Origin of the sequence: Glycomyces sp. NPDC021274, from assembly GCF_040641195.1 — a bacterium.
Taxonomy (GTDB): Bacteria; Actinomycetota; Actinomycetes; order Mycobacteriales; family Micromonosporaceae; genus Glycomyces.
On sequence record NZ_JBFADC010000002.1, the window covers coordinates 138220 to 162989 of the forward strand.

At 71.0% G+C, this 24770-nt stretch carries 20 protein-coding genes; 6 read left to right on the forward strand and 14 right to left on the reverse strand.

What is annotated here, in order from left to right:
* Positions 1-6 precede the first annotated feature (6 nt).
* The 7 genes from uca to urtA are packed head-to-tail and all read right to left on the reverse strand — an operon-like array spanning position 7 to position 9013.
* Positions 7-3582 carry an urea carboxylase gene (gene uca, locus AB0I03_RS04580; protein WP_360408080.1) on the reverse strand — a complete coding sequence of 1192 codons (3576 nt, stop codon included), beginning with the start codon at positions 3580-3582 and terminating at the stop codon, positions 7-9.
* Positions 3583-3611: 29 nt separating this feature from the next.
* A complete protein-coding gene (locus AB0I03_RS04585; RefSeq protein WP_360408083.1) occupies positions 3612-4295 on the reverse strand; it encodes a GntR family transcriptional regulator in 684 nt (227 codons plus the stop codon).
* 23 nt (positions 4296-4318) lie between these two features.
* The gene (gene urtE, locus AB0I03_RS04590) at positions 4319-5011 is read right to left on the reverse strand and encodes an urea ABC transporter ATP-binding subunit UrtE (protein ID WP_360406339.1); all 693 of its coding nucleotides are present in this window, start codon (positions 5009-5011) and stop codon (positions 4319-4321) included.
* Positions 4995-5759 carry an urea ABC transporter ATP-binding protein UrtD gene (urtD, locus tag AB0I03_RS04595; protein WP_360406342.1) on the reverse strand — a complete coding sequence of 255 codons (765 nt, stop codon included), beginning with the start codon at positions 5757-5759 and terminating at the stop codon, positions 4995-4997. Before urtD ends, urtE begins: the two co-directional genes overlap by 17 nt.
* Positions 5756-6832, reverse strand: coding sequence for an urea ABC transporter permease subunit UrtC (urtC, locus tag AB0I03_RS04600; RefSeq protein WP_360406345.1), 1077 nt, complete (start codon positions 6830-6832; stop codon positions 5756-5758). Before urtC ends, urtD begins: the two co-directional genes overlap by 4 nt.
* Complete coding sequence (gene urtB, locus AB0I03_RS04605; protein ID WP_360406348.1) at positions 6829-7713, reverse strand: urea ABC transporter permease subunit UrtB; 885 nt, start codon at positions 7711-7713, stop codon at positions 6829-6831. The genes urtC and urtB overlap by 4 nt, the downstream gene beginning before the upstream one ends.
* 28 nt (positions 7714-7741) lie before the next feature.
* Positions 7742-9013, reverse strand: coding sequence for an urea ABC transporter substrate-binding protein (gene urtA / locus AB0I03_RS04610; protein WP_360406351.1), 1272 nt, complete (start codon positions 9011-9013; stop codon positions 7742-7744).
* A gap of 339 nt (positions 9014-9352) precedes the next feature.
* Here urtA and AB0I03_RS04615 point away from each other — a divergent pair, with 339 nt between their 5' ends.
* The gene (locus AB0I03_RS04615) at positions 9353-9763 is read left to right on the forward strand and encodes a peptidase inhibitor family I36 protein (RefSeq protein WP_360406354.1); all 411 of its coding nucleotides are present in this window, start codon (positions 9353-9355) and stop codon (positions 9761-9763) included.
* Positions 9764-9817: 54 nt separating this feature from the next.
* On the opposite strand, the gene AB0I03_RS04620 is transcribed toward AB0I03_RS04615, so the two are convergent.
* Positions 9818-11287: a serine hydrolase domain-containing protein gene (locus AB0I03_RS04620; RefSeq protein WP_360406357.1), complete on the reverse strand. Its 1470-nt coding sequence runs from the start codon at positions 11285-11287 to the stop codon at positions 9818-9820.
* Between the two features lie 85 nt (positions 11288-11372).
* Here AB0I03_RS04620 and AB0I03_RS04625 point away from each other — a divergent pair, with 85 nt between their 5' ends.
* Positions 11373-12026 carry a TetR/AcrR family transcriptional regulator gene (locus AB0I03_RS04625; protein ID WP_360406360.1) on the forward strand — a complete coding sequence of 218 codons (654 nt, stop codon included), beginning with the start codon at positions 11373-11375 and terminating at the stop codon, positions 12024-12026.
* Between the two features lie 39 nt (positions 12027-12065).
* A complete protein-coding gene (locus AB0I03_RS04630; RefSeq protein WP_360406363.1) occupies positions 12066-13010 on the forward strand; it encodes an aminoglycoside phosphotransferase family protein in 945 nt (314 codons plus the stop codon).
* A 121-nt stretch (positions 13011-13131) separates the two neighbouring features.
* On the opposite strand, the gene AB0I03_RS04635 is transcribed toward AB0I03_RS04630, so the two are convergent.
* Entirely contained in the window at positions 13132-14244 is a 1113-nt protein-coding gene (locus AB0I03_RS04635) for an epoxide hydrolase family protein (RefSeq protein WP_360406366.1), read from the reverse strand.
* Between the two features lie 153 nt (positions 14245-14397).
* Positions 14398-15213, reverse strand: a complete 816-nt coding sequence (locus AB0I03_RS04640) for a class I SAM-dependent methyltransferase (RefSeq protein ID WP_360406369.1) — start codon at positions 15211-15213, stop codon at positions 14398-14400.
* A gap of 206 nt (positions 15214-15419) precedes the next feature.
* Between AB0I03_RS04640 and AB0I03_RS04645 the strand changes: the two genes are divergently transcribed.
* Both AB0I03_RS04645 and AB0I03_RS04650 read left to right on the forward strand, forming a co-directional pair.
* Positions 15420-16436, forward strand: coding sequence for a phosphotransferase (locus AB0I03_RS04645; RefSeq protein WP_360406372.1), 1017 nt, complete (start codon positions 15420-15422; stop codon positions 16434-16436).
* Positions 16437-16555: 119 nt separating this feature from the next.
* A complete protein-coding gene (locus tag AB0I03_RS04650) occupies positions 16556-17104 on the forward strand; it encodes a hypothetical protein (RefSeq protein WP_360406375.1) in 549 nt (182 codons plus the stop codon).
* 7 nt (positions 17105-17111) lie between these two features.
* Here the strand turns inward: AB0I03_RS04650 and AB0I03_RS04655 are convergent, their stop codons facing one another.
* The 4 genes from AB0I03_RS04655 to AB0I03_RS04670 form a co-directional block, all read right to left on the reverse strand.
* The gene (locus tag AB0I03_RS04655; protein ID WP_360406378.1) at positions 17112-18446 is read right to left on the reverse strand and encodes a jacalin-like lectin; all 1335 of its coding nucleotides are present in this window, start codon (positions 18444-18446) and stop codon (positions 17112-17114) included.
* Positions 18447-18577: 131 nt separating this feature from the next.
* Positions 18578-18934: a DoxX family protein gene (locus AB0I03_RS04660; RefSeq protein WP_360406381.1), complete on the reverse strand. Its 357-nt coding sequence runs from the start codon at positions 18932-18934 to the stop codon at positions 18578-18580.
* Positions 18935-19182: 248 nt separating this feature from the next.
* On the reverse strand, positions 19183-20070 hold the full coding sequence (locus AB0I03_RS04665) for a sigma-70 family RNA polymerase sigma factor (protein ID WP_360406384.1): 888 nt from the start codon (positions 20068-20070) through the stop codon (positions 19183-19185).
* A gap of 168 nt (positions 20071-20238) precedes the next feature.
* Positions 20239-21933, reverse strand: a complete 1695-nt coding sequence (locus AB0I03_RS04670; RefSeq protein ID WP_360406386.1) for a DUF2264 domain-containing protein — start codon at positions 21931-21933, stop codon at positions 20239-20241.
* A gap of 241 nt (positions 21934-22174) precedes the next feature.
* On the opposite strand from AB0I03_RS04670, the gene lanKC reads away from it, so the two are divergent.
* Complete coding sequence (lanKC, locus tag AB0I03_RS04675; RefSeq protein WP_360406389.1) at positions 22175-24760, forward strand: class III lanthionine synthetase LanKC; 2586 nt, start codon at positions 22175-22177, stop codon at positions 24758-24760.
* The last annotated feature ends 10 nt before the right edge of the window (positions 24761-24770 follow it).

Below are 24770 nucleotides of genomic sequence, written 5' to 3' on the forward strand. Positions count from 1 at the left end.
GGTGGTCTACGGTTCGGCGATGACCAGCAGCGGTGTGCCGGGCGCGGCCTGTTCGCCGGGCCGGGCGAGCACGCGCGCGACCGTGCCGGAGACGGGTGCGGCCACCGGCATCTCCAGTTTCATCGCTTCCAGGACCACGACGGTGTCCCCGGCGGCCACCGTGTCGCCTTCGCGGGCGTTGACGCGCCACACGCTGGCGGCCATGGGCGCTTCGACGAGGGTCTCACCGGGCGCGAGGTCGACCGCGGGCCCGGTGTGCGGGGCCGGTTCGGTGTGGTCGCGGTCGAACTCCCCGGCGGCGGCCCAGCGCCGGCGTTCGGCTTCGAACGCGGCGGCCTGCCGGGACTGGAACGCCCCGATCTCGGCGGCGTTGTCGGCCAGGAGCCGCCGGTAGTCCGCGTACGCGAACCGCCCGGGGCGGATGTCGATCTCGGCTCTGCCTGCGGCGAGTTCGCGGCGGGTGTGGGCGAGTTCGTCCTCGGTGACGCGTTCGAAGACGACGCGGTCGAAGAACCGCAGCAGCCAGGGCAGGCCGTCGTGGAAGGACGCGAGGTCCCGCAGGCCCGCCCAGATGGGGGCGGTGCGGCCGACGAGCTGGTAGCCGCCGGGCGAGTCCATCCCGTAGATGCACATGTACGACCCGCCGATGCCGACGGTGCCTTCGGCGGTCCAGGTGCGCGCCGGGTTGTACTTGGTGGTGACCAGCCGGTGCCGCGGGTCGACCGGGACGGCCGCGGGCGCACCCAGGTAGACGTCGCCCAGTCCCAGGACGAGCCACTGGGCGCTGGTCGCGATCCCCGCGACGTCCTCAATGGAGTCGAGGCCGTTGATGCGGCGGATGAACTCGATGTTGGACGGGTTGAACAGCGCGTCGTCGCGCACGTTCGTCGCATACCGGGCGATGGCCTCGTCCACGACCGAGTCGTTCCAGGAGATCGGCAGCCTGACTTCGCGGGAGGGCACGACCATGTCGTCGATGCCCGGCAGGTCCTGCTCGAGTTCGACGAGGAGCCCGGTGAGGGACCGGATGGGGAGCACGTCGGGGTCGACGTGCAGGTGCAGGGAGCGGACCCCGGGGGTGGTGTCGATGAGTCCGGCCGGAGCGGCGGCGGCGAGGGCGTCCATGAGGGCGCCGACTCGCATGCGCAGTCCCAGGTCGAGGTGCATGGGCCCGTATTCGAGGAGGACCGCGTCGTCGCCGGCGCGCCGGTAGGCGACCGCGGGCCGGTCCTCGGCCGCCGGGATCTGGGCGAGGGTCGCGGTGTCGTCCTGCGCGCCGACCAGCGGCACCGGGACTTTGACGGGGTCGGCGCGGAGCCGGTCGGCTTCGTCTTCGCCGACGGGCAGGAACCGGACGGTGTCGCCCGGGCGCAGCTGCCCGAGTTTCCACCGGTCGGCGGTGGTGACGGTGAACGGGCACGCGAAGCCGCCGAGGCTGGGCCCGTCCGGGCCCAGGAGCGCGGGGGTGTCGCCGGTGAAGTTGACGGTGCCGACCGAGTACGGGTTGTCGTGCAGGTTGGAGGGGTGGAGGCCGGCGTCGCCGCCGTCGGTCCGCGCCCATTGGGGCCGCGGCCCGTCCAGGCGCACCCCGGACCGTCCGGCGTGGACCTGCACGGTCCAGTCGGCGGCGTAGATCCGCTCCATGTCCGCCACGGTGAAGTAGTGCGGTGCCGGCTGCGGGCCGGGCGTGACCGCCAGGGTCCACTCGTGCCCGAACGCGGGCCGCTCCGCCACGGGCACCGGGGCGGCGGTGCGGCCGTGGGCGCTGGCGGGGACGAGGCGGTCGCCGGCGCGGAGCTGGTCGCCGGTGTAGCCGCCGATGCGCGCGGGCGGGAACGTCGAGGCGGAGCCGAGGAAGGTCGGGACGTCGAGGCCGCCTTGGAAGAGCACGTAGGTGCGGGCGCCGGCGCCGGTGACGGCCCCGACCGCGAGGGTGCCCCCGGCGGGGACCTCGACCGGTTCCCACTGCGCGACGGGCTCGCCGTCGAGGGTGACCGGTGCGGGCGCCCCGGTCACGCACACCGTTGCGGCGGTGGAGAAGCGGAGGGTGGGGCCGGCGATGGTGCATTCCAGGCCCGGGGCGCCTTCGGGGTTGCCCAGGGCCCGGTTGCCCAGCCGGAACGAGTAGTCGTCCATCGGCCCCGACGGGGGCACGCCGACCTGCCAGTACCCGGTGCGGCCGGGCCAGTCCTGGACGGTGGTGAGGACCCCGGCGGCGGTGACGTCGATGCGCGGGGACGTGTCGCGGATGGTGGCGACCGTGGCGGTGTCGTGCTCGATGCGGGCGACGCGTTCGTCGGCGGCGGCGGCCTGGAGCTGCCCGAGGTTGGTGTGGACGCCTTCGATCCTGGTCGCCCCCAGGGCGCCGGCGAGGGCGGTCCAGGCTTCGGCGCGGGTGGCGCCGGCGGTGATGATCTTGGCGAGCATCGGGTCGTAGGTCGCCGGGACGTCCAGGCCCCGCTCGATCCACGTGTCCACCCGGGCGCCGGCCGGGAAGTCCACGCAGGTGAGCAGTCCCGCCGAGGGCAGGTGGTCGCGGGCGGGGTCCTCGGCGTACACCCGCGCCTCCACGGCCGCGCCGTTGACCGCCGGCCCGGAGTCGGGCAGGCCCGCCAGGAACTCGGTGTCGCCGGCGGCGGCGCGGATCATCCACTCCACCAGGTCGATGCCGAGGATCTGCTCGGTCACCGGGTGCTCGACTTGGAGGCGCGTGTTGAACTCCAGGAACGACGCCTCCTGGCGTTCGGCGTCGTAGATGAACTCCACGGTGCCCGCGGACTGGTAGGCCGCTGACGCGGCGAGGGCCCGGGCGGCGGCGTGCATCGCCTCGCGCACGTGCGCGGGCAGGCCGGGGGCGGGGGCTTCTTCGATGACTTTCTGGTGGCGGCGCTGGAGCGTGCAGTCGCGGTCGGACAGGCTCACGACACGGCCCGCGCCGTCGCCGAAGACCTGCACTTCGACGTGCCGGGCGCGCCGCACGTACCGCTCCAGGTAGACCGCGTCGTCCCCGAAGTTGTCCAGCGCGAGGCGCTTGACGGTGGCGAACACGTCGGCCAGCTGCGCGGGGTCCTCGGCGACGCGCATGCCGATGCCGCCGCCCCCGGCGGAGGCCTTGACGATCACGGGGAACCCGACCGCCTGCCCGGCCGCGACGGCCTCCTCGGGCGAGTCCAGGGCCGCAGTGCCGGCGCCGAGCGGCACACCCGCCCGGGTGGCGGCCTCCCGCGCGGTGACCTTGTCGCCGAACAGCTCCAACTGGCCCGGGGTCGGGCCGATGAACACCAGTCCGGCTTCCGCGCAGCGGCGCGCGAACTCGGCGTTCTCGGCGAGGAACCCGTACCCGGGGTGCACGGCCTGCGCGCCGGTGTCCTTCGCCGCGGACAGGATCGCGTCCACGTTGAGATAGGACTCGGCGGGCGCGGCCGGGCCCACGCACACCGCCTCGTCCGCTTCCCGCACATGCAGTGAGGCGGCGTCGGCTTCGGAGTAGACGGCGACAGTGGCGACGCCCAGCCGGTGGGCGGTGCGGGTGATGCGCCGGGAGATCTCGCCGCGGTTGGCGATGAGGATGCGGTCGAACACGACAGGGCTCACTCTCGAGAAGATGGGGGTCAGGGGCGGACGGCGTTCGCCAGGTGCGCCCACGTCAGGGCGGCTTCGGCGCGGCCGACGACGATCTGGCGGGACGTCTCGATATGGCGGGTGAGGACCTGCGTCGCCTCCTCGTACCGGCCCTCGAGGGCGCCTTCGGCGATCTGGATGTGCTCGGCGATCGTGTCGGCCATGCGCTCGGCGGTGAAGTAGTCGAACATCCGCGCCGGCCGGATCCGGTTGTTCACCAGCTGCAGCGACTCGGCCAGCTGCGGGTTCCCCGACGCCGCCAGGAGCGTCAAGTGGTAGCGCTCGTCGGACTCGACGAACCCCGCGTCCGGGCCCGGCGGGGCGTCCCGCAGCCGGTACCACCGCTCCAGCTCCGGACCCAGCAGGTCCGCATCGTGCCTGACCTCGGGGTCGGCGGCGGCCCGCGCGAGCCCGCGCAGCTCCAGGGTGAGCCGCACTTCGTACAGGTCGTTGAGCTGGTCAATCCTGGGCCGGTACGGGTACAGGCCGTCGACCTCGCGGGACACGAGCCCGTCGGCGGCCAGGCGGCTCAGCGCCTCCCGCACCGGCGTGCGCGACACCCCGTAGATCCCGGCCAGCCGCTCCTCACCGAGCCGCTTGCCCGGCTCGTACCGTCCCGCCATGAGGTCCGCGCGCAGCGCCACGTACACCCGCGCACCGAGCGGACCGTCCATATCGGGCAGTGCGGTGAAGCCGCTCACAGGGCCATCGCCTCCCGCACGCGCGCCACCGCGCCGGCACCGGTCTCGCCTCGGGAGGCGACGCGGCCCGACCGCAGCACCGCGAACCGCGATGCGGCCTGCAACGCGAACCCGAGGTGCTGCTCGACCAGCAGCACCGACAGTCCGCCCCGTCCGGCGAGGTCGACGACGGTCGCTTCGATCTCGGCGACGACGTTCGGCTGGATGCCTTCGGTCGGCTCGTCGAGAATGAGCAGGCGCGGTTCGGTGATGAGGGCGCGGGCGATGGCCAGCTGCTGGCGCTGGCCGCCGGAGAGGAGCCCGGCCTGGCGGGCCAGGAGTGGGCGCAGGGCGGGGAACAGGTCGAGTTGCGCGTCGATGAGGGCCTTGCCGTGCTTGCGGCCGTCGGCGACGAGGCGGAGGTTCTCGCCGGTGGTGAGGTGCGCGAAGCACTGCTGGCCTTGGGGGACGTAGGCCATGCCGGCTTTGACGCGCTGGTTGGCGGGGGTGCGGTTGACGGGGCGGCCGTCGAGTTCGATGGTGCCGGACATGACGGGGATGAGGCCGACGACGGCGCGCAGGAGGGTGGTCTTGCCGACGCCGTTGTGGCCCATGACGGCGACGACCTCGTCGGCGCCGACGTCGAGGTCGATGTCGTGGACGACGGGTGTGCGCCCGTATCCGCAGGTGAGGTTACGCAGTCGCAGCATCGGCGGTCTCCTGCTCGTGGGCGGCGCCGAGGTAGACCTCTTGGACGCGGGGGTCGTTGGTGACCTCGTCGACCGAGCCGGTGGCGAGGACTGCGCCGGCATGGAGGACGGTGACGCGGGAGGCGAAGGCGCGCATGAAGTCCATGTCGTGTTCGACGACGGCGACCGCGCGGGTCTGGGCGATGTCGTGGAGGAGCCGCCCGGTCGTGTCGCGCTCTGCCTGGCCCATGCCGGCGATCGGTTCGTCCAGGAGGAGGACGTCGGCGTCGCCGACGAGGAGCATGCCGATCTCCAGCCACTGCTTCTGGCCGTGGGCGAGGATCCCGGCGGGGGTCTGCGCGTGGCGGGCCAGGCCGATCTGGTCCATGACGGCGACCACGTGCTCCGGCAGTGCGGTGCGGCGGCGCAGGAGGCTCAGGGCCGGGCGTGCGGCGCCGGCGGCGATGTCGAGGTTCTGCGCGACGGTGAGCTGCTCGAAGACCTGGGCGGTCTGGAAGGTGCGGCCGATGCCGCGGCGGGCGATGTGGTGGACCTTCCTGCCGCGCAGTTCGACACCGTCTTTGACGACCGACCCCGCGTACTTGGTGAGGCCGGTGATGGCGTCGACCAGCGTGGTCTTCCCGGCGCCGTTGGGGCCGATGAGGAAGTGGACCTCCCCCCGCTCGAGGGTCAGGTCGACGCCGTTGACGGCTTTGAACCCGTCGAAGTCGACGCTGACGGCGGTGCAGGTGAGTGCGTTCGTGCTCATGCTGGTGCCTCCGCGGTGGCCGGTTCCTTCCGGAACCGCTTGGTGGCGGCGGCGATCGAGGCGATCCCGCCGGGGAGCAGGGCGATGACGACGATGAACAGCAGTCCTTGCGCGTACGTCCACGCCGAGGGGAACTGCTCGGACAGGGCCGTCTGCGCCCATGCGACCGCGAGCGCGCCCACGACCGGTCCGACCAGGCTCGCGCGCCCGCCGATGGCGACGCCGAGGATGAACATGATGGAGGGCACGATGCCGATGCTCGCCGGGGAGATGATCCCGACCACCGGCACGAAGATCGCACCGGCGACCGACGCGAACAGTGCCGCGGTCGCGTAGGCGACCACTTTGATGTTCGCCGCGTCGTACCCGAGGAACCGGACCCGCTCCTCGGCGTCGCGCACGGCGACGAGCAGCTCCCCGTACCGCGAGCGCCGCAGCTGCAATGCGACCGCGACGACGACCAGCAGCACCCCGGCGGCGATGAAGTACAGCATCTGCTGGTTGACCGGGTCGTCGAGGTTGTACCCGAAGAAGTACCGGAACCTGGAGAGCCCGTTGAACCCGCCCATCGACTGCTGCCCGATGAGGAGGATCGCGAACGCCCCCGCGAGGGCCTGCGAGAGGATCGCGAAGTACGCGCCCTTCACGCGCCGTTTGAACACCGCGAACCCCAGCAGCACCGCGAACGCCGTCGGCAGGACGAGGATCATCGCGATCGTGAACACCGGCGACGCGAACGGCACCCAGTACGCCGGCAGCTCCCGGATCCCGGCCAGCTCCATGAAGTCCGGCACCGCCCCGGCCCCGCCCCGGAACTCGGCGTCGGCCATCTTCAGGTGCATCGCCATGAGGTAGGCGCCCATGCCGAAGAACACGCCCTGCCCGAGCGTGAGCATCCCGCCCCGCCCCCACGCCAGCCCGATGCCGACCGCGACGATCGCGTAGCACAGGAACTGCGCCAGCAGGCCCAGCCGGAACCCCGAGAGGACGAGCGGCGCGGCACCGAACAGGACCAGCGCCGCAGCACCGAACCCCGCCCAGGCGCCCGCGCGCGTCGAAAAGAACTTGCTCATGCGAGGCTCCTGGTCCGCAGCGTGAACAGCCCCTGCGGGCGCAGCTGCAAGAAGACGACGATGACGACGAACACGCCGACCTTCGCCAGCGACGCCGTCGAGTACGTCTCGAACACGGCCTGGAACGTCCCCAGTGCGACCGCCGCGACCACGGCCCCCTTGATCCGGCCCATACCGCCCGCGACCACCACCAGGAACGCGTCGACCAGATAGGACTGGCCGGTCGTCGGACTCGTCGACCCGATCAGCGTCAGCGCCACCCCCGCGACCCCGGCCAGACCCGAACCGATGAAGAACGTCCCCGCATCCACGGCCCGGGACGAGATCCCGGCCGTCTCGGCCAGGTCCCGGTTGCCGACGACTGCGCGGATGCGCCGCCCCGCAGGCGTGAACCGCAGGACCAGGGCCACCGCCGCCACCGCGACGACCGCCAGCGCGAGGATGAACAGCCGCGTCTTCGGCACCGCCGTCCCCAGCAGGTCGACCCCGCCGCGCAGGAACTGCGGCACCGTCACGTTCACCGCCGGAGCCCCGAACACGTCCCGCGCCACCTGCTGCAGCACCAGCCCCACACCGAACGTCACCAGCAGCGTGTCCAGCGGCCGGTGGTACAGGTGCCGGATCAGCACCCACTCCAGCACCAGACCCATCGCCCCGCCGACCAGGAACCCGACAGGCAGGGCGACCAGAAGGGACACCCCGGCGTCCCCCACGACCTGCTGCACCACGTACGCCGTATAGCAGCCGGCCATGATGAACTCGCCGTGCGCCATGTTGATCACGCCCATCTGCCCGTACGTGAGCGACAAGCCCAGCGCCGCCAGCAGCAGGATCGAACCGGTGCTCAAACCCGTGAACAACTGCCCTACGAGAAGATCCACAGCGCCCCCCTCCCGATCGCCCGCACCACTACTCGGTCACCGCGAGGTCGACGGCCCAGTCGTACCCCTCCAGGAACGGGTCCGGCTCGATCGCGCCCTCCGACTCCCACACCGTGTACAGCAGCCCGTCGGCCCGGATCTCCCCGATCCGCGCGGTCTTCGTCACGTGGTGGTTCTCACCGTCGATCACCACAGTCCCCTCAGGACTCTCGAACGAGACCCCGTCCGCGCTCGCCTGAATGTCGGCGACGGCGAACGATCCGGCCTTCTCAGCAGTCGCCGCCCACAGGTACACGGAGTTGTAAGCGGCCTCCATCGGATCGGAGGTGACCCGGTCCGCGCCGTACGCCGCTTTGAACGCGTCCACGAACGCCGTGTTGGCCGGCGACTCGATGGTCTGGTAGTAGTTCCAGGCCGCCAGCTGACCCTCGATGTTCTCGACCCCGATGCCGCCGACCTCTTCCTCGGCGATGGAGACGCTCATGACCGGCATCGCCTCAGCGGTGAGGCCCACGTTCGCGTACTCGCGGAAGAACGCGACGTTCGAATCGCCGTTGAGCGTGTTGAACACCGCGTCGGCCCCGGACGCACTGACCTGGTTCACGATCGTGGAGAACTCGACCGAACCCAACTGCGCGTAATCCTCGCCGACGATCTCGATGCCCTTGTCGACCGCGTAGGCGTTGATGATCGCGTTCGCCGTCCGGGGGAACACGTAATCCGACCCGACCAGGTACAGCGACTCCACGCCCGTCTCGGCCAGATAGTCCAGCGCCGGAATGATCTGCTGATTCGTGGTCGCGCCCGTGTAGAAGATGTTCTCCGACGCCTCCAGACCCTCATACTGGACCGGGTAGTACAGCAGCGAGTCGTTGTCCTCGAAGACCGGCAGCATCGCCTTGCGCGACGCCGACGTCCAGCCCCCGAACACGGCCGCGACGCAGTCCTCGCGGATGAGCTTCTCGGCCTTCTCGGCGAACACGGTCGGCTCGGAAGCCCCGTCCTCGGCGACGATCTCGATCTGCTTGCCCTGCACCCCGCCCGCCGCATTGATCTCGTCCACCGCCAGGTAGATCGAGTCGCGCACCGTGGTCTCGGAGATGGACATCGTGCCGGACAGGGAATTGAGCGCACCGACCTTGATCGTGTCGCCCGAAGTGTCCACGCACGACTCGGCCGCCGCCGTCTCCTCCCCGGCGCGCGAACCGCACGCCGAAGTCAGGACGAGCGCGGTCACGGCCGCCGTGGCGGCGAAGGAGCGGGCGAGGTCTCGGGGAGGAAACGTGAATCGCTGTGGCATGCGGTGTTCGACCTTTCACGGGGGTGAGCGTCCCGGCTCGATGGGGACCGGGCAAGGGGTATCGCCGCAGGCAGCGGCGGTGTACAGGTGCGTATACAACGTCGTATCCGCTATGGATCCAAGCTAGGGTCGCGATGTTTCACTGCCGTTCACGTCAAGAACGGCCGTATGAACTCCCGTTGCGCGCGCGTAAAAAAGCCCGCACGATCGCAGAACGCGCAGGCAAGATTAACGATCGACAAACCGTTCGAAAATGACACTCCTCAACGGGTGACACCGCTCCCAGGCATAGATATGCTTGATTACGAAAACACCACGCGTTCAAAGGACCACCTGCGTATGCGCAACCAGCCCCGAACCAACACCCTCCACCGCATGCGGAAACCGGCCACCGCACTCGCACTCACCGCGGCCGCACTCCTCGCCATGTCCGCCCCCGCCGCCGCCGCACCCACGGCGGCCGCCCCACCCCCAGAATGCCCGTTCACCGAAGCCCTCTGCCTCTACGAAGGCGAGAACTTCACCGGTGCACGGTTCACCGTCGGCTCCCTCGTCGAACCCGGCACCTGCGTCAGCCTCGTCGACCACGGCTGGGGCGACGGCCGCGCCAACTCCGCCATCAACACCCACACCGCCAACGCCGCATTGTTCGCCCTGGACGACTGCATGGGCGGCCCCTACCTGGTCCCAGGCGAAGGCTCCATCCCCGACCTCGGCCTCGAACCGCAAAGCGTCTGGGTCGCCGCCTGACCACCCACAACCACCGGGGCCACCGCAACAGCAGTGGCCCCGACCTCACACCCATCACACCGAACGACGCCGCAAACGCACCCAACCCAGCCACACCCGCGACACCGCCAACACCCACCCCACCACACCGAGCACCACCAAAAGCCACGCCACATCCGGAGCAAGCAGGAAGAACAACACCCGACTCGGCGCCAGACCCGGCACCACCACCCACGACACATACGCCACCACCGCCGCAGCAACCACCCAGCAAGCCGCACCCACGAACACCCGCACACCGCTGCGCGCCGGCTTCGGGCCCTTCGCGATCCGCGTCAACGACCACACCGCGAACACCACCGCCGCCACCACCAACAACGACAATGCCGCCAACAGCCCGACGTACAGCGGATCCACTCCCAGATCCTCGGCCTCACCCCCAGCGAGGATCCGCACCGCACCGAGCATCGCCCCGATCAGCACACCCTCCTCAAAATGCCCGTACCGGTTCTGCGCCACCACCAGCGCCTTACCCAGCTCCGGAAGCAGCAGCACCCCACTCGCGAACCCCGGAGCCGCACCCGTATGCCACACCGTCGTCGTCCCCAAATCCGCATTGCGCGAATCGACCCGCCACCCGAGCCCGTAGTCAATCGTGCCGCTCACCTCGACCGCACCCGTATGCATGAGCGCCAACGACTCCGACGACACCACCGGCACCGCCGCCCGGCCCAGCTGCGCGGTCGCGAACGCCGCCAGATCCCCGATATCACCACCCAGATACCCGTAACTCGGACCCGCCTGATCGAACTGCGTCGCCACCCTCGCCGCACGCCCGAACACCGGCGCGAACCCGTCCGCCACGCCCGCAGCATCATCGGCAGTCAGCACCGCACCGTCCATCCCCAGCGGATCCAGCACCGCCCCACGCAAATACTCCCCATAAGACACACCCGCAACCACCTCCACCACCGCACCCGCCACCACGTAATTCGCGCTGGCGTACTCGAAGGCCTCGCCCGGTTCGGCGAGGGGCTGGACGTCGGCGAGGTCGGCGACGGCGTCGCCGTAGGGGTCGTCGCGGTGCTCGAAGCGGTCGGTGATGCCGGTGCCCTCGGGGATCCCGGAGCTCTGCTCGAGCAGGTGCCGCATGGTGATCCGGTCGGAGTGCGCGGTGTCGGCGAGCGCGAAGTCGGGCAGGTAGGTGACGACGGGTGCGTCGAGGTCGAGCAGGCCGTCCTCGACGAGGGTCATGACGGCGGTGGCGGTGACGGGCTTGGCGACCGATCCCCAGAGGAACGGCGTGTCCTCGCCGACCGGTTCGCCGTCGCCGTCCTCGCCCCAGAACGCGGTGTTGACGTCGCCGTCGGGGCTGAGGACGGCGTAGGCGGCACCGGGGACGCCGGCGTCTGCGAAGGCCGCGTCGAGGTAGTCGCCGACGGCCCGGAGGGTGTCGGTCTGCTCCTGGTCGGCCGGTGCCTGCGGCAGCGGGCCGGTGAGCGGCGCGAGCGCTGCCAGCGCGGTCGCGATGAGGTTGGTGTACATGGGGTCTCCCAGGGTGCGGTGGGGTCCGGCGATAACCATACGGATATATGGCTACCTGAAAACCATACAGGTATATGGTTAAGGGGTGCCCAGGACCGCCGATCATGATCTCCGCCGCGCCCAGATTGCCGCAGCAGTCCAGCGCATCATCGCCCACGCCGGCTTCGACGCCGCCACCATGGCCGCCGTCGCCCGCGAAGCCGGCATCTCGGTCGGACTCGTGCAGCACTACTTCACATCCAAGGACGAACTCCTCCGCTACGCCTACGAGCGCATGACCGCCGACCAGCTCGCCCGGGTCGGACGCCTCATCGCCGCAGGCGAAGCCGACCGGCAGCCGATCCGCGCGATCCTTCTGCGCTGCATGCCCGAGCTCTGGCCCCTCGACGACGCGCGGCGCGGCGAATACCGCGTGGGCCGCGTCTTCCTCGCCCGCTCACTCGACAATCCCACCATCGCCGACCTCGCACGCCGCACCGCCGCCGTCGTTCGGGCCCAGATCGCCAGGGCGGTCGAGAACGGCAAGGAATGCGGCGAAGTCGAGCCCGACACCGACGCCGAACTCGCAGCAACCGAGCTCGCCGCCCTCACCGAAGGCCTCGCCGACGACCTCTACCGCGAACCTGGACGCGCCGCAGGCGAACGTCCCGTCGGCGACGCCGCCGCCGCGATCCTCCAGGCGCGCTTGGCGGTGCTCTTCCCCGGCGAATGCCGCCACTACAGCAGCACCGGCCGCTAACCGATTGACACGCCGACCCGCAGTGACGAGGATCGACCGATGCCGACCCGCCCCGTCACCGTCTCCCCCGCCACCCGCAGCCGCGCCGAACACAGCGGCGAACCCGGCCGCAGATGGCTCACCGAACTCCCCGACCTCGTCGCCGCCTACGAAGCACGGTGGACGATCACCGTCACCGACCCCCTGCCCGGCGCCGGCGAAGGCTACGTCGCCCGCGCGAAACGCGAAGACGGAACACCGGCAGTCTTCAAACTCAACCTCCCCCTCGACTACCGGCGCAGCCAGATCGACGTCCTCGAACAAGCCCGAGGCAACGCCTACGCCGAGGTCTACGCCGCCGACCGCCACGACCAGGCACTGCTCCTCGAAGCCCTCGGCCCCACACTCGCCGACACCGAGCCCGAACCCGAACACCGCATCGCCGTCCTCACCACCCTCCTCACCCAGGCGTGGACCGTGCCGGTCGACGAGACGACCCTGTGGTTCGGCGAACGCAAAGCGAACGACCTCGCCGAGATCATCGAACGGAACTGGCGCACCTACGGCAAGCCCTGCTCCGCCGCGGTAGTCGACCTGGCCCTGCGCTACGCCGAACGCCGCGCCGCCGCACACGACCCCGACCGATGCGTCTACGCACACGGCGACCCCCACGCAGGCAACGCCTTGCGAGTCGAGCGGCCCCGCCCCGGAGCAGCATCCGGATACGTGTTCATCGACCCCGACGGCGGCGCCATCGAACCCGCCTACGACCTCGGCGTCATCCTCCGCGACTGGGACGGCGAAATCGCCGCCGCACCCGACCCCGCCGCCTTCACCCGCGGCCTCTGCTCCCAACTCGCCACAGCAACGGGCGTCGACCCGCAGGCCATCTGGGAATGGGGATTCCTCGAACGCGTCGCCACCGGCCTCTGGGTCCTCGAGTTCGGACAGGCCTGGGGCCTAGAAAAACTCGCCAACGCCGAGCACCTCATCGGCACCGACTGACTTAGCGGCGCAACCGCACCCGGCATCCCAGGCGGGCCTCGGTGGACGCCACCGGGCCGGTCGGCCTCCGGGCCGGTCGGCCTCCGCGCCTGCGGTCGCCGACCGGCCCGACCGCACCGGCCTACGCGGCTTCCTTGAGGCGGGCCAGGAAGAATTCACGCACGTCCGCGGCGAGCAGCTCGGGGACCTCCATCGCCGCGAAGTGGCCGCCGCGCTCGAACTCCGACCAGTGCCGCACGTCGAACAGCCGCTCGGCCAGCGGCCGCACGGACAACGTGATGTCGTGCGCGAAGACCGCGACCCCGAGCGGCACCAGGCACGGCTCGCCCTGGGTCGTGCCGCGCAGCGAGTCGCGGTGCAGCCGCGCGGAGGAGGCCGCCGTCGCCGTCAGCCAGTACAGCGAGATGTCGGTGAGCATCCGGTCGTCGCTCACCGGCGCGGCCGGGTCCGTCCACTGCGCGAACCGCTCGGCGATCCACGCGAGCTGACCCACCGGCGAGTCGGTCAGCGCGTACCCGATGGTCTGCGGCGTCAGGGCCTGCAGCGCCTGGTACGGCGGCCGGTTCGCCATGAGGTGCCGGATCGTGTCGAGCCGGGCTTCGTCCGATGCGGACAGTGTCAGGCCGGCGTTCGGGTCCGGCCGGGTCGGCAGGTAGTTCACATGCACGCCGATCACGTGCTCGGGCGCGAGGGCGCCGAGTGCGATGGAGACGCCGGCGCCGAAGTCGCCGCCTTGCGCCCCATAGCGTTCGTACCCGAGGCGGCGCATGAGCTCGGCCCACGCCCGCGCGACGCGCGGCACGCCCCAGCCGCGCTCGTGGGTCGGCCCGGAGAAGCCGTAGCCGGGGATCGAGGGGATCACGAGGTGGAAGTCGCGCGAGAGCGGCTCGATCACGTCCAGGAACTCCAGGAACGAACCGGGCCACCCGTGCGTGAGGACCAGCGCCACCGCATCGGGATTCGCGGACCTCACATGGACGAAGTGGACGTTCTGGCCTTCGATCTCCGTGGTGAAGTGCGGCAGCTCGTTGAGCCTCGCCTCGTGCTCGCGCCAGCTGTAGCCGGTGCGCCAGTACTCGGCGAGCGCCTTGAGCCGCGCGAGCGGGAAGCCGTAGCCGGATCCGGCATCGGCGACCTCGTTGGGCCAGCGTGTGCGTGCGAGCCGGTCGTTGAGGTCGTCGAGGTCGGCCTGCGGGATGTCGATGCGGAAGGGGTGGATGTCGGTGGTGCTCATGGTGGTCGCTCCAGGGACGCTGATCATTGGAAATACTAACGTTCGTAGAACTAACGATAGCATATTCGTTAGTGTCACCAACGATCTGTCGGAGCTGTCACAAGAACGACGAAAGGCCGGGAGCCGCACGGCTCCCGGCCTCCTTCACACTCGCTAGCGCTTCGCGTCCCGGCATTCGAGGATGCCGCTGCGGCTGGTGATCCGCAGGACCCCACCACCCGCGAAACGCGCCTCCAACCGCCGCTCGATCTCGTCCATGAGCCGCCCGAAATCCCCCGGCGACAACGCGAAGAAGTCCTCCTCGGACCTGAACGCCGCCATCAGCGGCCCCGGCTCGGGCAGCTCGATCACCCCCGGCAGGTCGTGCAGCTCCACCGAGCCGAACCGCTCGGTCACCATCGACTCGGCGATCTCCAGCGAGAACCGCTCGATGAGGACCGAACGCGGCAACCGCAACTCGGTACCGAGCACCGCTCGCGCCGCCTCCTGCCAGAGCGGCTCGTACTCGACCTTGTCGTCCGAGGCGAGCGTCGAAATGAACAGGACCCCGCCCGGGGCGAGCACCCGCTGAAGCTCGTCGAGCGCCGCCGCGATATCGGGCACGTGGTAGAGCATGTGCATCGCCAGCACCACATCGGCCGACCCGTCCTCGAACGGCAGATCCGCGACATCCGCCGCCACGGTCGGCTCCGGCACACTCTCGAGGATGCCCGGGGCGAGGTCGACCCCGATCACCTCCGCGCCGGGGAACGACTCACGGAGGCGGGTCGTGTAGCGGCCGTTGCCGCAGCCGACGTCGAGCACCCGCTTCGGCCGCCCGGCCAGGCGCGAGATGACGACGCCGGGGAGATCGTAGTCCGGGGTCTTGTAGGCGTAGAGCCCTTGCCGGACCGCGAGGCCGGCCTCGTCGCGGTAGTTGTCGACCTTCTGGAACCGCTCATCGGTGGTCTGTCCTGAAGCGTGCTGCAATCGCTCGGTCCTTCCGCGTTCTCGTCGAGTCCCGCCAACCGCGCGGGCCTGCTGCTTTCGCGTACGCGTACTCCACGCGCCACCCCCGCACCCCGGTTGCGCATGCGGTGCAACCGCATTCGGCCCCTTCGATACCCGATTGCGCACGACCGGCCGATCTGCTGTGATGACTCCGCACCGACCGGTGCCCCAGCGAAGGAGCCTCCTTGCCGCCCACCGCCTACGCCGACGCGGCGAGCACCGCAGCCGAGGCCGCCCTGCTCGCCTACGACCTCCCCGCACCGCTCACCGTAGAGCCGATCCGCCTGCTCAACAACGCGGTGTATGCGGTCACGGCCGCAGACGGCCACCGCTACGCCCTCCGCGTCCACCGGCCCCGCTACCGCCTCACCGAACACACCCGCTCCGAACTCGCCTACCTGGACGCCGTCCACGACGACCTCGCCGCCGCCGGCGTCCGCGTGCCGAAACCGGTGCCGACCAAAGACGGCGCCCTCACGGTCACCGTCCCCGGCACTGACGAGACCGTCCACTGCGACCTCCTGACCTGGGTCGACGGCTACGTCCAGCGACCGGGAACCGGCCTCGGCCTCAGCGGCGTACGCGAGACCGGCCGCGCCCTGGACCACCTCCACCAGGCGGCCGCCTCGTTCACCGCACCCGCCGACTTCCACCTGCCGACCTGGGACGCCAAGGCACTCTTCACCGAAGCCTCGCCGTACCGGCCCGGACCACTCCACGACCTGCTGAACCCAGCGGACCGCTCGGTCTTCGACACCGTCGCCGACCAGACCGCCGAGCTCTTCGACCGCCTCGGCTCCGGCCCGGACGCGTACGGGATCGTCCACCACGACTTCATCCTGCTGAACTGCCATCCCCTGCGCACACCGCGAGGCTGGAGCATCGGCGTGATCGACTTCGACGAAAGCGGCTGGGGCCACTACCTCGCCGACCTCGGCCCCGTCCTCGGCAACCTCAGCGACTACCCGCACTTCAAGCGGCTCCGCACCGCGTTCCTCGACGGCTACCGGTCCGTGCGCGACCTGCCGACCGCACTCGAGGCGCACCTTCCACTGCTCATGGCCGCCCGCCACGCCGCCCAATGCCTCTGGGCGGCAGGGCTCGTCCACAGCAACGGCAGCACCGAGGTCGACACGAGCGACCACATCGCCTACCGCATGTGGGAAGTACGCCGCTGCCTGGCCATGCGCGCCGACCACTGACAACCCGCGCCGGCGCAGTGGCGCAATGCCAATAGGATCAGCCTCGGTCGTGCCCGCCCGCACGAGCACCCGGCCGCCCCGGCCGGCGCCGTGCACTGCGCCATGGAGGTTCAGACCCCTTGTCCACGTTCGTGAAGGGCCTCGCCTGGACCGTCGCGCTCCTGTCCGGCATCGCGACGATCTTCGCTCTGTTCGGCGGCCAGCAATGGCTCGAGCAGCAGGGCTGGACCCTCGCCCCGAGCGCCGCCCAGAACACCGGCACGGTCGAACCCGATCCCACCGGATCCGAGGGCACCCAGCAGCAGACCGCCGAAACCGGCGGCACCGTGCCGGAGCCCTCGGACCCGGGACCCGACCTCAGTTGGGACGGCGCGGTCGCCTGGTCCGAGCACACCTTCGACAACCTGCTCTGGGGCATCGTCGCCATCGGCGTCGCAATGCTCGTCTCAGGAGCCGCCGGCGCGCTCATCCTGCACACGACCGCCGCGATCGACGCCGCCGGAGGCTTCTTCCTCGGCCTCCTCGCACTGGTCTGCATCGCGGCCGTCGTCCTGCTGGGATTCCTGCTCCACGCCGCCGACCCCGGCTACCTGGTCTGGTTCATCATCCTCACCGCCGTCAGCGCCCCGCTGGGGTTCTTCGCCCCCGTCTACGCCGACGGCTACTGAACCCCGGTCACCGGCGCGTGAACACCACGCCGACCTTGTCCAGCGCCGTGCCGGCCCGGCCGTGGAAACCGGCGATCTGCCAGCCCGACGGGGCCGTGAACGTGGTGCAGTCGCCCGTGACCGTACCGCCCTCGAGCGTCCGGCCGGTGCTGGTCGTGAAGCGGGCGTAGAAGATCCGCGTGTGATCGTTGTGCTTGGCCTGGCACACCCGGAGGGCGGTCGGGTACTCCCCCACCGCCAGCGTCAGCTCTTTGAGCGTGCCGCCGCTGCCGCCGTGGGCGAGCACGGTGCCGTCGGCGAGGGTCGCGCCGAGGTGGTCGATCCGCTCCCCGGCGCGCAGGCGCAGGACGCGGGCCGCGTCGCGCGGGTCGAGGTCGTCCACATCGGTGAAGAAGTCGCCGTGCGGGCCGCCGGCCTGGTCGCTGAGGATGAAGTCACCGCCCGTGCTCCAGGAGAAGTCCACGCTGATCGGGTAGTGGTCGGAGAGGTTCGCACCGTTCCCGTCCCTGAACGCGGCGTGGTCGTTGCGGTACTGGCCGGCGTCGAGCTTGACGTGCTCGCCCGAGCGGTAGAGGACCTTGTCCACGACCTCGCACCCGGCGTCGACGGTGGCGTCGTCGCAGACGAGCGCCTCGTCGCCCTCGTTCGGGGCGTCGCCGCCGCGGACGAGCTCGACCCAGGCGTCGGTGAGGCCGCTGCCCGCCGCGAACTCGGCGATGCCGTCGCCGCGCGTGTAGCGGGTGTTGGTGTCGCCGTAGACGATCACGGCGTTCCCGGCCGAGTGCGACGCCATGTACGCCGAGACCTGGGCGAGGTTGGCTTCGCGGGCGGCGATGTCGGCCGGCTCGCTCCCGGCGTCGGTGTGCAGGTTGTACAGGTCGACCCACACGCCCTCGGCGAGGCGGGCGCGCATGAACGTGAAGCCCTTGGGCGTCAGGCAGTCGCCCGAACCGGAGGAGCACTGGCTCCACTTGACGCGCTCGAAGTCCTCGAACGGCAGGTCCGACAGCGTGTTGAGGCCGTCGCCGAAGGGCACGCCGCCGCTCGTGGCCGTCCGGTGCGGATGGTCGTCCGCCGCGTACAGCGCCGCGTGGTAGTTGAAGTCCTCCTGGACGTGCACGATGTCGTACGCGCCCAGGCGGGAGCCGATGATCGGCGTGTTGGTCTCCGGGTCGCCGTCGCCGATGCCGAGCGGCAGGCCCGCGATGTTGTAGGAGAGGACGGAGAGGTCGCCGCCGGCGGCGACCTCCTGCGCCCCGACCGGTTCGGGCGCGGCGGCGAGGACGAGGGTGGCGAGCGAGGTCAGCGCGGTGAGCGCCGCCAGGCGGGGCGGGAGGTGCATGCGGCTCCAAAGGGCTTGCGGCCGAGGGGGACCCGGCTTCGGTTATGGCGCCCTCAGATTGCCCGAATAATGCGAAATGTTCAAGACTGCCGGGAGAACCCCGCCCCGCCTCGCGGTGAACCCTCGCGCGCTCACACCACCGGACCGAGGGCCAGGAGCGCGATCGAGGAGGCGAGGAAGATGAACGTCAGGACCGTCTCCTTCGGCCAGAAGTTCGCGAGCACATGCGTGTGGACCGCGCAGGTCCAGAACAGGACCAGGCCCGCCGCGGCGGCCGTGCCCACCAGCGGGAACCCGGCCGCGCCGACGAGGAGGCCGATCCCGCCGGCGGCCTTGAGCCCCCCGATGGGGAAGACCAGCATCGACTGCGGCACGTTCGCGCCGTCCATGAGCGGCAGGATCACCTTGAGGCGCACCATCGCACCGACCCCCGAACCGAGGTTGAGGACGCCGAACGCGATCGCGAGGACGAAAGAGAGCGTGGACATGTGTGACTCCTTGTCAGTGAACGGTGGTGATACGGGTCCGCGTCGCGCGCGGGTCGTCGAAGGAACGGAGACCCCGGCCCCGTGACGGCGTTGAACCGGCTCGAGCCGGTCGATCGCGGACGACGGCGGTGACGTCACGGCCCGCTTCGGGGGGTCGGGCGAACACGGCCGCCTCCGCGCGTCGCCGCGACGACGGTGGGTTCATGGGTGCGGGAAAGCAGCGTCCGAGCGGCCGCGGGTCGAACGGTTCAGTGGAGGGTGGTGAGCTTCTGCGGGTTCGTGACCGCGTAGACCGCGGCGACCCGCTCGAGGTCCGGGGTCAGGTCGAGCATGAGGACGCCGACGACCCGGCCCTCGCGGCACATCAGCGCTGCAGGCGAGCCGTTCACCGGCCGGAACTCGACCTCGAGCCCCCCGGAACGGCGGAACCGGCGGCTGACCAGCAGCGCCGCGATCCGCTCGGCATCGCGCATCGGCCGCGGCCCGGCCGCGGGACCCAGGCCCCCGCCGTCGCACGTGAGCACCACATCGGGCGCCATGAGACCGAGCAAACCGTCGATGTCACCGCCCGCGACGGCCGCCATGAACCGCTCGGTGACCTGCCGGTGCACCGCCGGGTCCACCGCGAACTTCGGGCGCCGCGCCTGCACATGCGACCGGGCGCGGTGCGCGGTCTGCCGCACCGACGCCGGGGATCGCCCCAGCAGCGCCGCGATCTCCCCGTGCGCGTACCCGAACACCTCGGCGAGCACGAACACCGCCCGCTCCGCCGGGGTCAATGATTCGAGGACCACCATGAGCGCCAAGGAGACCGACTCCGCCCGCAGCGCGGGCTCCGCGGCGTCCGGAGCCGCCTCGGTCAGCAGCGGCTCGGGCAGCCACGGCCCGATGTACGTCTCGCGGCGGCGCTTCACCGCCTCCTGGCGGGCGATCGCGGCATTGACGCCCACCCGCACCAGGTACGCGCGGGCGTGCTCGATCGGCGCGCCGTGCGAACGGCGCTCCCACGCCAGCCAGACGTCCTGGAGCACGTCCTCGGTGTCGGCGACCGTGCCGAGCATCCCGTACACGATGCCGAACAGCAGCTCGCGGTGCTCATCGAACACCGCGGCCGGTGGATCTGGAACTGCGTTCACGGCGGCCCTCCTCAGCGTTGTCGGCCTGTCGCATTCCAAGAGCCGAACAGGGCCGCCGTTGTGACACCCCGATCGCGATCGTGACCGGGCTCGCAGTCGTTCTTCTGGTGAGAGCGCGGCGAAGCCGCGCACGTTTCAGTCTTTTTGTCTGTTTCTAGAGGAGAGACATTAAGCCTCGGTACCGATATATATCAGAGATTTCAGCACGTGCTTACCCGGTTCGAGGACGCCCCTGAGCACCGGCAGTACCGTTGCGGGCCAGTACAAGTGCGTGCCCGGCATCGGTTCGATGAGGGCCGCCTCCCGCTCCCCCGTGCTGTCGATGAGCTCCGAACGCATGCCCGCGCTCGACACGACCACGCGCGAATCGTCGACCTCCGCGACGTGACCGGGCTTGGGGACGCACCAGCCGCCCTCCCCCGTGTGCAGCACCCGCTCGGTCTCGATCACGTGGACGCGGGCGTGCCACCCGTCGACGGCCGCCTCCAGCGAGGTCGTGATGGTCACGTCCTCCCACGGCTGCCAGTTGACGGTGAGCACCCCCTTCTCATCGATCGACCCCTCATCGGAGTCCTCGCGGCCCCGCCAGTGCCGACCGTCCTCCGACAGGAGCAGCGCCCCGTCCGGCACCGCCGACTCCAGGCCCGGCCCGCCGGTCGCATGCGAGAACCCCGCCAGCGTCGAATACGCGAGCTTGCCGTACGCGGCCTCGCCCGTGCGGGCCCACGGCACCCACGCCTGGCCGTTCAAACGGGTCACGTGCCCGCCCCGGTCCCGCACGTGCACCGCCCGAGCGGCCTTGTGCGGCTCGACCACCGGGCCCGGCACCGCCGCCTCCACGGTCCAGAACGGATGCTCGGCCGGGGCCAGGAGACCCGCGAACACCTTCGTCGCCCACCACGGGGAACCCGCGGTCAAGTACTGCTCGGCGACCGCGTTGTTCGGGTACGCGTATCCCACCGTGAGCCGCCCCTCCGGGTCGAGGATCGGCTTGTCCCACCACCATTCCAGGTGGCGGCGGCTGAACCCCGCGGCCTCGGCCCACGGCACCGCCTCCACGTCAGCGGCGGCCAGCGCGCCCCACAGGCAGCCCTGCGCGAACCGGTAGCCCAGGCTGCGCCCATAAGGGACGGCCGAGCCGTCGGCGGCGAACCAGGAGCGGAAGCGCTTGGCGAACGCGGCCGCGTTCGCCACGTACCGGTCGTCGCCGGCGAGCTTGTAGTGCAGGAGCGCGTACGTGTGGAATGCGAAGGGGTTGTAGTAGTCGACGCGCCCGCCCGGGCCGTCCTCGAAGACGCTGTCGCCGAGCGCGAACTCCCCGAGCCGTTCCAGGTGCCCGTCGGCGACGGCCCGGTCGTGGGCGATGCCCAGGCGCGCCAGGCCGTGGCCGGCGAACACCGGGAAGTAGTGCCAGTTCATGTCGGCCACCGGGCCGTTGTAGGCGCCCTGGAGCCAAGCGGCGAGTTTGTCCTTCGCCTTGGGGGCCAAGGGCTCCCAGAGCTTGTCGGGGGCGAGGCTGCAGGCCCAGCCGACCGCGGCGGCCTCGACGATGCGCTGGCCGCCGTTCGCGGGGTCGCCGACGTACCAGGCGTCCTCGGGGTCGACGGCGCGGGCGAGGGTGTCGGCGAGGGTGGCCCACAGGTCGTCGGGGACGGTCGCCTTGGCGGCGGCCAGGCCCCAGAGCGGGCGGGTCAGCAGCTCGAACCAGTCCTCGGCGTGGGAGTGGTTCGACATGGTGACGGGGGTGGCGTCGGGGCCGGCGGCGGCCAGCTCGGCGGCGGGCCTGCCGATCGCGAGCGCGGCCGAGGCCCACCCGGTGCGGCTGTGGTCGAGCGGTCCGAAGGTTCGCAGCGGTGAGGTCACGCTGGCAGACGCTATCAATGCGGTGGTGAATCGGCAAGTCGCCGCGGACCGGACCGGGCGTGTCCCAAGGGTGTGCCCAGGGGAAGCGTCCGGTTCGGCCTTGTTCCGGTGGACTCGGGCGGGGCCCGAGTATGGGTTTTTCACCGGTCAATACGTGATGAATCAGGGTGGTTCGGTGTACTTCGTTCCTGCACGATGAGTTCCAACGCACCACCCCTGCTGCGGCCCGAGGAGATCCGGAATGGACGACAGATACGCGGCCTTCACCATGGCCGATCCCGCGTTCTACGACGCGATGTACTCGGCCGAGACGGCCGGCGCGTCGTTCCCCGTGGCCGAGCGGCCCCTCCCCGAAGGCTGGCGCTCCTCGGCCTCCGACGACTGGCTCACCATGCGCCGCGACGACGACGCACTGCCGCTGCAAGGCTGGAAGATCCACGCCTCGGCCACCATGGACGGCGCGGAGCGGGTCCTGGAGACCGTGTGGGACTACTGCGTGCCGCGCGGCATCCAGTTCAAGTTCCTGCGGTCGCCCGCGGCACTGCTGGTGCGGGTCTCGAAGTACGCGCCCCGCGGCTACTCCGGGAAGCTCGTCACCGTCTACCCCGGCAGCGACGCCGAGTGCGAGGCCGTGCTCAACGAGCTGGGAGCGCTCCTGGAAGGGGAGGCGGGCCCGTACATCCTCAGCGACCTGCGCTGGGGCAAGGGCCCCCTGCACGTCCGCTACGGCGCCTTCGCGAACCGGTACACCACCGACGAGCGGGGACAGATCGTCCCCGCGCTCCTCGACGGCGAAGGCCGGCTCGTGGCCGACCGGCGCGACCCGGTGTTCCACGTGCCCGACTGGGTCGAGCTCCCCGCGTTCCTCGCCCCCCACCTCGAAGCCCGCAACGCCGTCAAAGTCGACGAGATCCCCTACACCGTCGAACGGGTCCTCCACTTCTCCAACGGCGGCGGCATCTACCTCGCCCGCGACCGCGAAGGCCGCCAAGTGGTCCTCAAGGAGGGCCGCCCCCACGCCGGCCTCGACACGTGGGGCCACGACGCCGTCCAGCGGGTCGAGCACGAGCACGAAGTACTGCGCCGCCTCGCCGGCGTCCCCGGCATCCCCGAGTCACACGGCGCGTTCTGGCTCGGCGAGCACCGGTTCCTCGCAATGGAGTACATCGAGGGCGACGTGCTGAGCAAGGCCGTCGTCACCCGCTACCCGCTCGTGGACGCCGACGCGACCGCCGAGGACTACGCCCGGTTCACCGCCTGGGCCGTGGACGTGCACGACCAGATCAGCGCCATCGTCGACGGCATCCACGAACGCGGCCTCTCCTACGGCGACCTCCACCTGTTCAACGTGATGGTCCGACCCGACGGCCGAGTGTCCCTCCTCGACTTCGAAGTGGCCGGCGACGTGGACGCCGAACGCCGTGCGGGCCTGGGCAACCAGGGCTTCGCCGCGCCGCGCTCGCTCACCGGCGCCGCCGCCGACCGGTACTCCCTCGCCTGCATGAAGCTCGCCCTGTTCCTGCCGATGACGAACCTCCTCGGCCTCCACCGGCTCAAGGCCCGGCACTTCGCCCAGATCATCCGCGAGCGCTTCCCCGTCCCCGACGGCTGGCTCGACGACGCGGTCGACGCCATCGCCCCGCCCGAGTTCGCCTACGACCCGCCCCGCACCGACCCCGACGCCTGGCCGGACGTGCGCGAGCAGATCTGCCGCGCCATCACCGCCAGCGCCACCCCCGAACGCAACGACCGGCTCTTCCCCGGCGACGTGCAGCAGTTCGAGTCCGGCGGCCTCGGCCTCGCCTACGGCGCCGCCGGCGTCCTGGTCGCCCTGGAGGCGGCCGGAGCCGAACGGATCGACCGGTTCGAGGACTGGCTCATCACGCACGCCGTCGCACCCGCCCCGGGCTCCCGGCTCGGCCTCTACGACGGCCTCGCCGGCGCCTCCTTCGCACTCGACCGACTCGGCCACCACCAGGCCGCACTGGACACGATGGACATCCTCCTCGCCGAAGACTGGAAGTCCCTCGGCGGCGACCTCTTCGGCGGCCTGTCCGGCATCGGCCTGCACCTGCTCCACCTGGCCGGAACCCGCGGCGAACCGGACCTGGCCCAGACCGGCCTCCACTGCGCCGAACTCGTCGCCGACCGCCTCGGCGCCGAGACCGCAGGCGGCCCCAGAAGCGGCGGAAAAGACCCGTGGGCCGGGCTCATGCGCGGCGGCGCCGGACGCGCCATGCTCCTCATGCGCGCCTACGAAGCGACCGGCGACACCGGCTTCCTCGACGCCGCGGCCACCGGACTGCGCGCCGACCTCGACCGCAGCGTCGTCCGCTCCAACGGCTCCCGCGAGATCGACGAAGGCTGGCGGACCATGCCCTACCTGGAGGCCGGCAGCGTCGGCCTCGGCATCGCCCTCGACGCGTACCTCGCACACCGGCCCGACCCGCAGTTCACCGAGGCCTCCGCGCAGATCGCACTCGCGGCACGCTCACCCATGTACATCCTTCCCGGCCTCTTCACCGGCCGCGCCGGCATCCTCCTCTACCTCGCCGGACGCAGCCCCCACCCCGCCGGCGACCCCGAAGTGCGCGAACAGGTCCAGGCCCTCTCCTGGCACGCCCTGCCGTACGCCGACGGCATGGCCTTCCCCGGCACCGGCCTCCTGCGCCTCTCCATGGACCTCGCCACCGGCGGCGCGGGCATCCTGCTCGCACTCGCCGCCGCCCTCGGCGGCGACCCGGGAGCCCGACTCCCGCTGATCGGCAGTGCAACTGCCCCACAGACACCCGCGCCGCGTGCGCAGGTGAATCCAGTTTCCCAGTAGAACGACGAAA